Source organism: Lysobacter yangpyeongensis, from assembly GCF_042655745.1.
Lineage (GTDB): Bacteria > Pseudomonadota > Gammaproteobacteria > Xanthomonadales > Xanthomonadaceae > Agrilutibacter > Agrilutibacter yangpyeongensis.
In genome coordinates, this window is the sequence record NZ_JBHSNM010000001.1 from 631,624 (window position 1) to 644,626 (window position 13,003).

Genomic DNA, 13,003 nt, shown 5'->3' on the forward strand with positions numbered 1-13,003 from the left:
GTTGGGCTCGATCTATTTGGAAATTGCGTCGTTCAGCGACATGTCCCCACGCGGTAGCAGCGTAAGCCCCCCCATCAGAACTTCTGGCGGACGTGTTGCGCGATTCGACGGCGCATGCCGTCGGGTGCATTGTGGGGGCCGGGTTTCGTTGTATTCGATCATTCACCAGTTCACTGCCTCACGCATGCCTGCGATGGGTAGGAACGCTTTGAACTCAGGTTTCCAGATCGGTTTCCTTCCGTGACTGCGCGGCCGTGGCGTCCATCCGAATCAGACTCCTTTGGAGCTCCCGTTGCGCGTGGTCGGCAAGGACTTCGAACTCGGCGGTCGACCCGGCGTGGTGTTCGACGGCATCAAGCGCATTCGCTGCTGCGTCCTCCCCCAACTGTCGACATCCTGATTTAATTTTGTGTGCGAGCTTCCGCAGCGCTTCTTGATCGCCTGCAGCCCGCGCCTGTTCCCAGTATTCCAGATCCGAGCGGGTGCTCTTCACAAAAACATCGAGCAGGCGCTGGAGCCTGCCTTCGCGCTGGCCCAGCAGACCGGTGAGGTTGGCGAGGCCCGGGCCCTCCATCGTTGGTGGCGCCTCGGGTGGGAGCATGCGTGCCAGCATCTTCTGCAGATCCGGGATCTGCACGGGCTTGGACAAGTACCCGTCCATGCCCAAGGCGAGGCAGCGTTCGCCTTCGCCCAGGAGCGCATTAGCCGTGATTGCGACTATAGGCAGATGCTCATCGCCTGTCGCCGCTTCATATTGTCGGATCCTTTCAGTCAGCCCATAGCCATCGAGGCGGGGCATATGGCAATCCGTCAGCAGCATGCGGTAACGACGAGGATGTGCTTGCAGGAGCGCCAACGCCTGCTCACCGTCTTCTGCAACGTCGCAGCCAAATCCAAGGCGTCGCAATTGCCGGACGAGAACCTCGCGGTTGGTGGCATTGTCCTCGGCGAGGAGGATCTGCACGGCCGGTGTGTGTCCATTCGCTGTTGACTTGGGCGTCAGAGTTGCTGTGGCCGGAACCGCGGGACTCTCTAGACCCAAGGCAAGCTGGATGCCCCTTGCCAGCGTGGCAGCTGTCAGCGGGCTTCCCGGGGCGACCGTAATGCCCGGTTCAGGGCCGACCATACCTGTCGGATCGACCCCGCGCACGAGAATTACGGGAAGACGCCCTGTGCGTGGATTGCGTCGGATCGCCCTACACAGCGAAGAATGCTCAAGCGCATGGCTTCGATCGATGAGCAGAAGCTGTGATGCCTGGCCGGCATCTGCCTGCTGTACTTCAAGGAATCGATCAAACGTGCTCTCCACCTCCATGGCGACGCCGAGATCTGCGGCAAGTGCCTTCAGCAGAATCGCGCGTTCTCGGGATTTACAGAGGGCCCTGATCCGGAGCCCTGGGAACGGATGCAGTCTCTGCCCGGCGTCCGTCACCCGCAACGGCAGCAACACACTGAAGCGACTGCCGACGCCGGTCGTGCTTTCGCACTCGATGCGTCCGTCCATCAGTGCGACCAGGTGCTTGACGATCGTCAGCCCCAAGCCGGTTCCGCCGAAACGGCGGGTCGTGGCTTCGTCGGCCTGCTGGAATGGCTGGAAAAGCGTGTCCAGGGTGGCGCGGTCCATGCCGATGCCGGTGTCCACCACATCGAACCGGATCACCGGCCTGTCGCCGGACGATCCCGCCACGCTCACGTCGATACGGACGTTGCCCTTTTCGGTGAACTTGACCGCATTGCCGATGAGGTTGTTGAGCACCTGGCGCAGGCGCACGCGATCGCCGAGCAGGCGGCGGGGCACGTCGCCGGCGATGTAGATGTCCAGGTCGATGTCCTTCTGCGCGACCTGGGTACGCAAGGCGTCGGCGACCGATTCGACCAGCTTGCGCGGCGACAGCGGTGCGATTTCGAGTTTCAGCTTGCCCGCTTCGATCTTCGAGAAATCCAGGATGTCGTTGATGATTGCCAGCAGCATGTAGGCGGAGTCGCGGCAGATGCCGAGCATCTGCTGCTGCTCCTCGCTCAGGGGGCTGTCGAACAGCAGGTCCACCATGCCGATCACGCCGTTGATGGGCGTGCGGATCTCGTGGCTCATCATCGCCAGGAAGCGGCCCTTCGCTTCCGTCGCCAGTTGTGCTTCCGCGGCGGTGTGCTGCAGATCGGCCTTCAGCGCTTCCTCGTTGGTCACGTCATGCACGATTCCAGTCAGCAGTTGCTTGCCCTGTCCCGGCGTCGGCGCGGCATGCTGCGCGAGCACAGCGCGTACCGACACGGATCGCTCTTCGCCATCGGGATGGACGATGCGGTACTGGTCCGCGTAGCCGCCGCCGTGCGTGTGCACGTCCAGCAGTTTTTCCAGTACGCGCCTGCGGTCGTCCGGGTGGACCGAGCGCAGGAAATCGCGGCGCGTTGGCGAATCCGTGTCCCAGCCGAAAATGCGGTTGACGTTGCTGTCGCAATCCAGCGGTACGTCGCGCGTCCACTTCCGCGGCCCCGGTCCGGTCGGGAACAGTGCCGAGCGCCAGACGCCAAGGTCGCCGCTTTCCAGCGCCAGCGACAGGTCCTGGCGCGAGCGCTTGAGCTCCTCGAGCGCGCTTTCGGCGGCCTGCTTGGACTGTTCCAGTTCCAGCAGTTCGTGCTTGCGCTGGGTGGCGTCGCGATTGACGCCAATGACGTAGGCGGATTTGCCGGCGCCCTGGTAGGGCACGGCGTGACCTTCGATCCAGCGCCACTGGCCCTGCGCGTCGTCCGAAGCCATGCGGAATTCGAAGTCGACCGCTTCGCGTTCGCGCAATGCACGGTCGATCTGTGCGCGAACCCGCTCGCCATCGTCCGGGTGCATCCGCGCGAACACGTCCGCCACCGGCGATGCGTCGGCGCACACCGAAAGCAGTTCCTTCGCGTACGCATCGAGCTGGGCCACGTCGGTATCCACGTCCCAGGCCCACATGCCGAACCGGGCCGCGTGCAATGCGACCGACAGGCGCGCATGGCTTTCCTTCAACTGCTCCCTCAGCGCGCGATGACGCCATGCCATGAAGGCGCGCGCCATCGCGATCAGCAGGACCGCACCAATCACGCCGTACAGCAGGTAGGCCCAGGTCGTGCGCCACAGCGGCGGCATGATTTCCACCGGCAGGGACAGTTCCGGTGCGCCCCAGCTGCCGTCGCGCTGCAACTGCCGGATCTGCAGGCTGTACCCGCCCGGAGGCAATCGGTAGAAGCTGATGTTGAAATCGCCGGGCATGTCGCGCCAGTCGTTTTCCAGCCCCGCGAGGCGGTAGGAGAGCCGGCGCGCGTCGCCCAGGACCGCGATGTGGAAGGCCACGCGGCTGTCGCTGTATTTGGCCCTGATCTGCGAAAGGGCTTTGCCCTGCAGGTTGATCGTGGCGCGGTCGCCGACCTCGTAGCTGCTGAGCACTACCGGCACCGGCTCGCCCAGATGGATGGTCTTCGGATCGACCCGCCACAGGCCGGACCAGGTTCCCAGGTAGAGGTTGCCATCGGCGCTGTTGAGCACCGCCTTGGCATAGATGTCGCTGGAAGGGAGCCCGTCCGCGGGCAGGTAGCTCTGGAAGCGGTCCGTCTTCGCATCCCATCGCGCGATGCCGCGGTAGGTGCCGACCCAGAGCGCGCCTTGCGCGTCGTTGACGACGGCTGAGATGGTGATGTCGGGCAGCCCGTCGGCCAGACCGTAGCGCTTGAACACCGGCCGCCCGTCGCGGATGCCGACCAGGCGGTTGAGGCCCGCGCGTGTCGCGACCCACAGCGTGCCGCGCTTGTCGGTGTAAGCCTGGATGACGTCGTTGTCCGACAGCGTGGTGGGATCGTTCGGATCGTGTCCATAGCGGCGCGTGCCGCCCGAAACCGGATCGAAACTGACCAGGCCATTCACGGTGCCGAGCCAGAGCGTGCCTCTGGGACCGCCGGACACGTCGTTGACGATGTAGAACTGGTCGCCGCCGACGCTGCGCAATTCCCCGGCCTCTCGGTCCAGCAGCGCCAGTCCGCGCAGGTGCGAAACCCATACGCGATCCTGGCCATCGATGTGGATTCCGCTGAGGAAGAGATGGCGGTTCTCGCGGCCCTTGAGGAAATAGCGTTCAGTCGATCCGTCCGGTCGCCAGTGGATCAGGCCTTCGCGCAGGCTGGTGATCCACAGTCCGCCGTGACGGTCGCTGATCAGGGCCCGCGACCGTTCCGGCAACGGCTTCGATGCAGGCAACGGACGCTGCTGCCCGGTTTTACGGTCGATTTCGACAATGCCGCCGGGACACAGTCCCAGCACCAGTCTGCGGCTGTCGATTTCGCCTACCGAACAGATCCGCAAGCCGCCCTTGAGCCGATAGTGCGATGGCGCGGTCTGGTTGAGACGCAGACGCGCCAGACCCGCACCGCCGAGCGCGAGCCAGAGATTGTTGCTGCGATCGAGCGTGATTGCGGCGATGGAGCCGAGTCGCAGACTCCTTGGATCGTTGGGATTGTTGCGGATGGCCGAGAGCGCACCGGTCTCGGGTTGATAGCGATATAGCACCCCGTCGTAACCGCCGAACCAGAGCGTGCCGTCGCTGGCGCGCACCAGGCCGGTTATCAGCGACAGGGGGAATGGCATTTCGATGAACTGCGTGGAATGCGTCGTCAGATCGAAACGCCACAGCCCCCGGTCAACCGCCACCCACAGGCCGTCGGCATCCGAGGTCATGCGCACGATGGGCCCTTCGAACGCCTCGGGCAGATCGAGCACGCGGGTGGTTCTCGTCGGCCCTGCCGTATCGATGGCGATCACCTGATCGGCAGCCACCGCGAACAGCCGCTGGCGATCGCTGCTGAAGACGGCGCCGAGCATCGGAGGCGCCACGCGCGTGGCCGTGCCGCTGCGATCCAGGCGGATCACTCCCTCCGGATTGAGATACCAGAGCCGGCCCCGGGTGTCGGCTTCCAGCCAGTCAATGTCTTTCTGGCTGGCGCCGCGCGTCGCCACGCGTGACAGTGTTCCCGTGCTCGAATCGAGCACCTGGACCGTGCCGTTGGGTGCGATGATCCATAGGGCCTGACGCGACGGGGCCACCAGGTAGTTGTAGCGGCTGTCGAGCGTATCGCGACGATTGGGATCGCGGTCGAGATCGAAGAACGTATGGCCGTCGAAGCGGTGGATGCCGCGGTCGCCCGCCAGCCAGATGAATCCGTTCGGATCGGTGTAGACGTCGAACAGCTGCGTGCTCTGCAGACCGTGCGTGCGGTCGAAGATGTCGAAGGCGGGTTCGCCGATCGTCACCTCGTGCACGCGTGGGTACCGGAAAGGGGCCGCCTGTTCGAACGCATGCCCGGGCTTCGCCCAGACCAGGCCTACTGCAAGGATCGAACCGATAAGCAGTCGCCGCATTAAGGATTCCACGGCAGTGACCGCGTCGCACCCGCGCCGCTCGACCGCCAGTTCCTGAGCCCTTCCTGGACTCGCGCATGTGCGATGGAGACTGCGCGGCGCCTGATGCCACTGTCAAGACCGGCGATTTGCTGCCGGGCGCGCGTCGCGCCGGGCGACCCTCATTCCGGCGTGCGTGCGGCTGCCGCGTGAAGGCGGTGCTGCATGATCCAGGCGGTGAAAGCCTCGAGCGTCATCGGCCGTCCGTAGAAATACCCCTGTGCGAAGCGGCAGCCGAGCTGTTGCAGCAAGCGGGCTTCGCCGGGCGTTTCCACGCCTTCGGCAATCACGTCCTGTCCCAGCTGCAGGCCCAGGTCGATCGCCGACTGCAGCATCGCGCGCCCGGCTTCGCTGCGGGTCGCCTCTGCAACGAAGCAGCGATCGATCTTCAGTTCGGTGCTTGGCAGCTGCATCAGGAACTGCATTGTCGCCGCGCCCGTCCCGTAGTCGTCGATCGCGATCTTGAAGCCTTGCAGCCGCAGTCGCAGCAGGGCTTCCAGCACCGAGGTCAGGTCGGAGATCAGGTGCGTCTCCGTCACTTCCAGCGTGAAGTGGCTCGGTTGATCGCCGGCATCGAGGACCAGTTCGGACATGCGGTCGACGATGGACAGGTTGTGCAGGTTGTGCATCGACACGTTCAGGGCGATGTTGGTGTCGATGCCGTTGCGGACCATCGCGGCGCGGCCGTGCACGGCGCAGGCGAGCACGCCGATCGTGAGCTCGTCGATCAGGTGGCAGCTCTCCGCGGCGCGCACGATGTCGGGCGGCGGCAGCACGCCCAGTTCGGCGTCGTGCCAGCGCAACAGCGCTTCCACGCCGATGAGCCGTCCATCTACGAGATCGACCTTGGGCTGGTAGGCGAGGGCGATGGCGTGTTCGGTCAGTCCCAGACGGACCTTCTGGCAGTCCACGATCTGTTGCAGGGAGTTCACCGGCTTGATCTCCGGGCGCCGGAACGCTTCCAGCAGTCCCATCAACGATTCGGGCGTGATCGGCTTGGAAGCCGCGCCAATGATCGTCAGTTCCTTGGCTTCGGCGAATCGGCAGGCGGCCTCAAGAATGCGCGGATCCTCGCCGCTGAGCAGGATGATCGCAGGGCGCGTGGGCAATGCGGCAACGCGGCTCAGCAAACGGATGCCATCCATCCCCGGCATGTTGAGGTCGCACACCAGCAGGTCGATGGTGGACTCGTCCAGGCGTTGCAGCGCGGCGGCGCCGTCGGCGACTCCGTCGATGACGGCCAGTCCCAGGTCGCGCAATACTGTGGAGATGACCTCCACCATGAGCGGATCGTCGTCGACGACGAGCGTGCTTAATCCATTAAGGTGGGCGCGGGGCATGGCGGTGCCGTCCTCTCAGGGGCAGGCCGGATCCTGTCTGACGCGAACAGTAGCAGTTCGGCGCCGGTTCGCGGGTACACTCTGGCGTGTCTCATCGGAACCGGCGGGAAGCATGGGGAAGGGGCCATGACGGACGGGGCACCGGCATTCGAACCGTTGAACAGCCTCCTGCGTGGGGATCGCGAGCGGATAAGGCGCACGCTCGACATCTTTCTGCGGGTGACGAGGGAAGACCTGCGGCAACTGGATGGCGCCCATGCCGGGGGCGACTGGAAGAAGATCGCGCAACTGATGCACAAGACGAAATCCGCCTGCCTGCAGATCGGGGAGCGGGCGGCGGCGGAAGCAGCAGTGGCCGTGGAGAGAGCGGCGGCCGACCCCGATACGCGGGCACGCGCCTATGCGATCGTGCGTGAAGAGCTGGAGCGGGTAGAAGAGCGCGTAGCCCGCTACCTCGCGATGGAGAGCTGAGCAGGGTATTGGAATGCGGATTCTTGTAGCCGACGACCATCCCATCATCTGCATCGCCCTGGGCGAGATGCTGAAGACCGTCTTTTCCGGCGATGACACCGGCATCGAAGTGGTCAGCGACAGCGATGCGCTGCTGTCGCGACTGGACGCTTCGCACGACCTGCTGGTGCTCGATCTGCAGATGCCGGGCGAACTGCAAAGCGTTCGCCTGCTCGAAACCATCGTCGCCCGCCGGCCCGACCTGAAGGTGGTCGTTTATACCGGGCAGACGCATCCGTCGCTGGCGCTGGCGGCGTTCGATCTGGGCGCCAAGGGTTACGCGCTGAAATCGAGCGGTCCCCACGTCGCGATGGAAGCCATTCGCGCCGTGTCGGAAGGCCGCACTTTCCTCGACCCCGCGGTGGATATCGAGTCCGCCCGCGTGCACCCCTGGCACCAGCTGACCAGCGGCGAACGCCAGGTTTTGCTGGCGCTTGCGAACAACCGCAACCTCCAGGCGATCGCCATCGAAAGCGGACGCAGCTACAAGACCGTCACCACGCACAAGTACAACGCGCTGCACAAGCTCGGCTTGCGTTCCAATGCCGAAATCGGCCCGTATCTGGCGGCGCACGGCCTGGACTATCTGCTGGGCTGAGCAGAAGCGAGTCGGCCTCCGCGATGCATGGCCTCGATGCGCGGGAGTGCTGCGGCATTTCGGACAGAACGAATGCACCGGCGGCCTGCTGCGGCTGCCGCGGCTAAGACTTTTCCCAGTTCCTGTGCGCGCCCGGGCTCACTAGGCTTGCTGCCTGGACCGGGCCTGCGCGGACGGTGCGGTGCAAAACACACCATGACCCAGGACGGGTGAAACCATGTCGACTGTCACTCCCGGGCCAGCGGGGAACGCGATGACGCTTTACGATCTGATGGAAGGCGACGAAACCCGGGTGCTGCGGATCCTCGCGGCGTTCTGCCACGCCACCAACAACGACCTGCTGCAGCTGGACGAAGCGGTCCGGCAGGGCAAGGGCGACATCGTCAGGCAGGTCGCCTACCGTTCGGCGATGAGCTGCTACCTGGTCGGCGAAGGCAGCGCCGGATCGCAGCTCGAGGCCATTTCCAGGGCTGGCAACTCCGGCACGATCGATCCGGTCATGACGCAGCTCATCGTCCGGGCGCGGGGTGCGTTGATCGACGCCATCGCGCGGGTATCGCAGTACATGGACGCCATGGGAAGCACGGCACCCCAACAACTTTGTTCCCCTCCGGCCGCAGGGAAAGCGCGAGCCACCACGGCGCCGGCCCCCAGACCGGGATAGCGCCTCGCGGGCGAGAGGTCGGCGGCACGCCAGGCGGGCCAACGGTCTAAGACTTTTCCCCATATCCCGACGCTGAGGAAGGGGCTAGGTTGGCCGCGTCCGCCAACACGGACAGAACCCGGATCCGGCGCCGGAAGGCACCGGGTCCGCAACGCCTGTTTTGCGATCATCGCGTCGCGATGCGCATGTCGGCGTATGCGGGCCCGTAGCGGATGAGCACGGGCAGAAGTGTTGGCGGCAGACGTGGTGAGCGAACAGGCGGGGGCCCGGTGAGAGTCGTCGACAAGTTCACGTTGCTGCTGGTCCTGCCGTTTCTTGCAGCCGTACTGTCGGGCATAGCGGGCATCGTCGGTCTGCAGAATGCCAAGGCGCGGATCAACACGGTCTACGCCGATCGCACCGTGACCTCCGGGCTGCTCGCCGAAATGCTGGATGGTGTCGAGAGCGTCGCTTCCGCCATGCGCGAAGCCACGGGTGCGCATCCCGACGACAACAGACCGAGCCTGCGCGCCGACAATGCGGTTCGCAGGATGCCGGGGATCTGGACCTCGTACCTGCAGACCTACCTGACTTCCGAAGAGGCACGGCTGGCGGAACGGGCCGGCATCGAAGTGAAGGCGCTTCTCGACGGGCGCCAGGCGAATGAGGGAGTCGTACCATCCGCGGCACGGCGCGAGCAGCTGCTCGCTTCCGCCGATCGCGCGCGGATCCTCCTGCTCAGCCTGATCGAACTGCAGTCGCGCGTGGCCAGCGAGGAAAACGAAAAGGCGCAGCAGGAATACGCCTGGATTGTCGCCATCATCGCGGGCTCTATGATCGTCTGCCTGATCACGGGCGTGGCCCTGTCGTGGCTGCTGTTCCGGGCGATGCGGCAGGAACGACGCTCGCGACGCCTGATCCAGGGCGTGATCGATGAATACCCCGCGATCGTGTTCGTGAAGGACCTGCAAGGACGCCTGGTCCTGACCAATCGCGCCTACGACGAGTTCTTCAGGCTTCCGCCGGGCGCGGCCGTTGGCAGGACGGACTTCGAGATCATTCCCCGCGAGGCCGCCCTGCGCGTGCGCGAAGCCGATTCGCAGGTGCTGGCCAGCGGGCAGGCGATGGAGGTGGAGGAGCACGTGCCCGGCGCGGAAGGGTCACGCGTTTTCATGAGCACCAAGTTCCCGCTCACGGACGACGCCGGCAAGCCGTATTCGTTATGCGGTATAGCAGTCGACATCACCCGTCGGCACGAAGCCGAGCAACAGGCGAGCGCCGCGCTGGAACAGATCCGCATGCTCTGGGAACGATCGCCGGACTGCTACCTGTTTGTCACAGAAGACGGAATCGTCGATGCCAACGACGCGGCTGTGCGCCTGTATGGCGTTGGCTCGAAGGCGGATCTGATCGGCCGTCGTCTGTCCGACCCCGGTCTCACCCCGCCAATCCAACCCAGCGGACAGAGCAGCGCCGCGCTGGGAGAGCGGCTGCGCGACTATCTGCTCGGCCATTTCCTGGAGGGAACCGGCGCGCCGTTGCCTGCGGACCTTCCCGCGCAGGTCGTGGACGATGCGGTGAAGGTGGAATGGCTGCACCTGCGCGGCGGAACCATGCCCTTCTTCGCCGAGCAGGTCGTCAAGCCGATACGGCTGCAAAGCCGCGATGGCGTGCTCGTCATCGTGCGCGACGTGACCAAGCGCAAACTCGCCGAGGACATGCTGAAGGAAAGCGAAGCGTTCAACCGGCTGCTGTTCCAGGGCTCGCGCCTGGCGATGGCTGTCTACGACCCACTGCAGGACAGGTTCATTGATTGCAACGACGCGGCCGTGCGCTTGCATGGACTGGGCGCGCGCGACGAACTGCTGGAAGTCGGGCCGCTGGAACTGTCTGCAGAACACCAGTACGAAGGCGTCGGATCACGCGTGGCGCTAGCGCGCCACGTATCTAGCGCGCTGGCCGATGGCGCAGACCTGTTCGAGTGGCGCAACGAGCGGCCCAGCGGCGAGATCTGGGATGCGTCGGTGCACCTGATGAGCTTCAATTATCGCGGCCGGCAGTTGCTGCAGTTTGCGATCGAGGACATCACCCGCCGGCGCCGCGCGGAGCAGCGGATTCTTTTCAACCGCAAGGTGGTGGAAACGGCAGGACCGGTTCTCTGGATCGATCCGCAGGATCGCAGGATCGTCTACGCGAATCCGGCGGCGCTCGAGCACCTGGGGCGAAAGTCAGAGGAGGTGGTCGGCGCCGATATCCTGAGCCTTGACCCGGAGTTCTCGCCAGAGCGCATGGAGCCGATGCTCGAGATCCTGCGCGGCAGCAATCATCCCCAGATGTTCGAAAGCAGGCATCTGCGCGGCGACGGCTCGCTGCGCGATGTCGAGATCGTGGCCACGCTGGCGGAAGACGACGAACGCACGCTGATCGTGGCCTGGATCCGCGACATCACCGAGCGCAAACGGGCCGAAGCGGCGCAGCGCGAAAGCGAGATGCGCCTGAGCCTGGCGATCGAAGGCGGCGACCTCGGCACCTGGCAGTATGTCGTCGCAACCGACGAACTCACATGGTCCGAACGCACGCTGGAAATGTTCGGCGTGTCGGCCGAGCGGCAGTGGACGCGCCGGGAGCTGTTCCGGCGCGTGCATCCGGACGACCGCGAAGCGGGCGAACGCGCGCTGGAAGCATCGCTGCGCGGCGAACCCTATGCGCTCGACTACCGCGTGATCTGGGACGACGGAAGCGTGCATTCGCTTTCGGCTCGCGGCCGCACCTACTACGACGAGAAGGGCAAGCCAGTGCACGTCAGCGGCACGACCCAGGACGTGACCGGACTGGTGCGCGTGCAGGAAGAATTGATGGCCGCGAAGTTCGCCGCAGACGCCGCCAGTGCCGCCAAGAGCCGCTTCCTGGCCAACATGAGCCACGAGATCCGCACGCCCATGAACGCTATCCTGGGCATGTCGCACCTGGCGCTGAAAGGACGCGCCGACGACGTCACCCGCGAATACCTGGAAAAGATCCACATTGCCGGACAGCATCTGCTCGGCGTGATCAACGACATCCTGGATATCTCCAGGATCGAAGCGGGCAAGCTGACCGTCGAGCGCTCGCGCTTCCGCATGAAGGAGCTGCTGGACAACATCGCCAACGTCGTTGCCGACAAGGCCATCGCCAAGGGGCTGCCGATTTCGTTCGACATCGCGCCGGACGTTCCCGAGGATCTCGTCGGCGACCAGCTGCGGCTGGGACAGGTCCTGATCAACTATGTCGACAACGCGATCAAGTTCACGGAGCAGGGTTCGATCCGCGTCGCCGTGGAAACGGTCGAACGCAGCAAGCGCGGACTGGTTCTGCGTTTCTGCGTGCAGGACACGGGCATCGGGCTCGATGCCGAACAGCGTAGGGTCATCTTCGAGGCCTTCCGCCAAGGCGACAGCTCGACGACGCGCCGTTACGGCGGCACCGGCCTGGGGCTCGCGATTTCCAAGAGTCTGGCCGCGTTGATGGGCGGCGAAGTTGGCGTCGACAGCGAACCGGGGCAGGGCAGCACGTTCTGGTTCACCGCGCGCGTGAGCGTGGACGAAGGTCACACGGCGCTGCCGCACCCGATGCAGCAGGCGCCCGTGGAAAGATCCCTGCACGGCGTTCGTGTCCTGCTCGTCGAGGACAACGAGTTCAACCAGGAAGTCGCCCGGGCCATTCTCGGCGACGCCGGTCTCGTGGTCGATGTCGCCGGCGATGGCGAACAGGCGGTGCGCTTGGTCGAGGACCGGTATTACGACATCGTGCTGATGGATATCCAGATGCCGGTAATGGATGGCCTGACCGCCACGCGGGAAATCCGCCTGTTCAAACCCAGGGAACGGCTGCCCATTCTCGCCATGACCGCCAACGTGATGCAGGAAGAGCGACAAGGCTGCCTGGCGGCGGGCATGGATGACTTCATCGCCAAGCCGATCGATCCCGACGAACTGCTCGCGGTGCTCCAGCGCTGGATCGAGCCGGAATTGCGCTGAAGCGATGTCAGTAATGGCCGTCGGCGGAAGTCGGTTTTCGCGCAGATCAGCGGCGTCATGTAGGGGATTTCCCTCAGGTGACATGCGCCGGAAAGCGGAGTAAGACGTTGACGCTCAGGGGTAAGACTTTTCCCAATACCGGCGAACCCCGGGCATTTCCTATCATGCGATCCATCGCCGGACCGTGCGTGTCGCATCCGTGGCCGCGCCCGGATCGCATTTGGGGGCGAATGAGTGGGATGGAATCTTGCGGTGTCTACGGCATCTTCGGGTCGCTTTCGCTGCCGGTCGGCGACATTCCGAGCGAGGTGGCGCCTTCGCGTCATTGCTCCATACGACGTGTCGGCACGCATGGACGCTGGCCGCGCGTGCCAACGCAGGCGCGAAGCATTGCCAGCGGTGACGAGCCGACTTTGGGCACTCGCTGAATGGGCGCGCTCGCTGGCGTGCCTTGCACGACGTACCCGGCATGCGAAC

6 protein-coding genes are annotated in these 13,003 nt (G+C 64.9%); 4 read left to right on the top strand and 2 right to left on the bottom strand.

Annotation, left to right across the window (positions count from 1 at the left end):
• Positions 1–214 precede the first annotated feature (214 nt).
• Together ACFPN1_RS02880 and ACFPN1_RS02885 are read right to left on the bottom strand one after the other, a co-directional pair.
• Positions 215–5,380 (bottom strand): ATP-binding protein, encoded by a 5,166-nt coding sequence (locus tag ACFPN1_RS02880; RefSeq protein ID WP_386752822.1) that lies wholly within the window; start codon positions 5,378–5,380, stop codon positions 215–217.
• Positions 5,381–5,541: 161 nt separating this feature from the next.
• Positions 5,542–6,759: an EAL domain-containing response regulator gene (locus ACFPN1_RS02885; RefSeq protein WP_386752824.1), complete on the bottom strand. Its 1,218-nt coding sequence runs from the start codon at positions 6,757–6,759 to the stop codon at positions 5,542–5,544.
• 156 nt (positions 6,760–6,915) lie between these two features.
• On the opposite strand from ACFPN1_RS02885, the gene ACFPN1_RS02890 reads away from it, so the two are divergent.
• The 4 genes from ACFPN1_RS02890 (at position 6,916) to ACFPN1_RS02905 (ending at position 12,526) form a co-directional block, all read left to right on the top strand.
• On the top strand, positions 6,916–7,230 hold the full coding sequence (locus ACFPN1_RS02890; protein ID WP_386752826.1) for an Hpt domain-containing protein: 315 nt from the start codon (positions 6,916–6,918) through the stop codon (positions 7,228–7,230).
• 13 nt (positions 7,231–7,243) lie between these two features.
• Positions 7,244–7,867, top strand: a complete 624-nt coding sequence (locus tag ACFPN1_RS02895; RefSeq protein ID WP_386752828.1) for a response regulator transcription factor — start codon at positions 7,244–7,246, stop codon at positions 7,865–7,867.
• 253 nt (positions 7,868–8,120) lie between these two features.
• Positions 8,121–8,531, top strand: a complete 411-nt coding sequence (locus ACFPN1_RS02900) for a hypothetical protein (RefSeq protein ID WP_386752830.1) — start codon at positions 8,121–8,123, stop codon at positions 8,529–8,531.
• Between the two features lie 269 nt (positions 8,532–8,800).
• Complete coding sequence (locus tag ACFPN1_RS02905; RefSeq protein ID WP_386752832.1) at positions 8,801–12,526, top strand: PAS domain S-box protein; 3,726 nt, start codon at positions 8,801–8,803, stop codon at positions 12,524–12,526.
• Positions 12,527–13,003 lie beyond the last annotated feature (477 nt).

Bases quoted from the DNA above. Each gene is read 5' to 3' on its own strand.
- ACFPN1_RS02895 (WP_386752828.1), top strand. From the start codon at position 7,244: ATGCGGATTCTTGTAGCCGACGACCATCCCATCATCTGCATCGCCCTG.
- ACFPN1_RS02885 (WP_386752824.1), bottom strand. From the start codon at position 6,759: ATGCCCCGCGCCCACCTTAATGGATTAAGCACGCTCGTCGTCGACGAC.
- ACFPN1_RS02880 (WP_386752822.1), bottom strand. From the start codon at position 5,380: ATGCGGCGACTGCTTATCGGTTCGATCCTTGCAGTAGGCCTGGTCTGG.
- ACFPN1_RS02900 (WP_386752830.1), top strand. From the start codon at position 8,121: ATGACGCTTTACGATCTGATGGAAGGCGACGAAACCCGGGTGCTGCGG.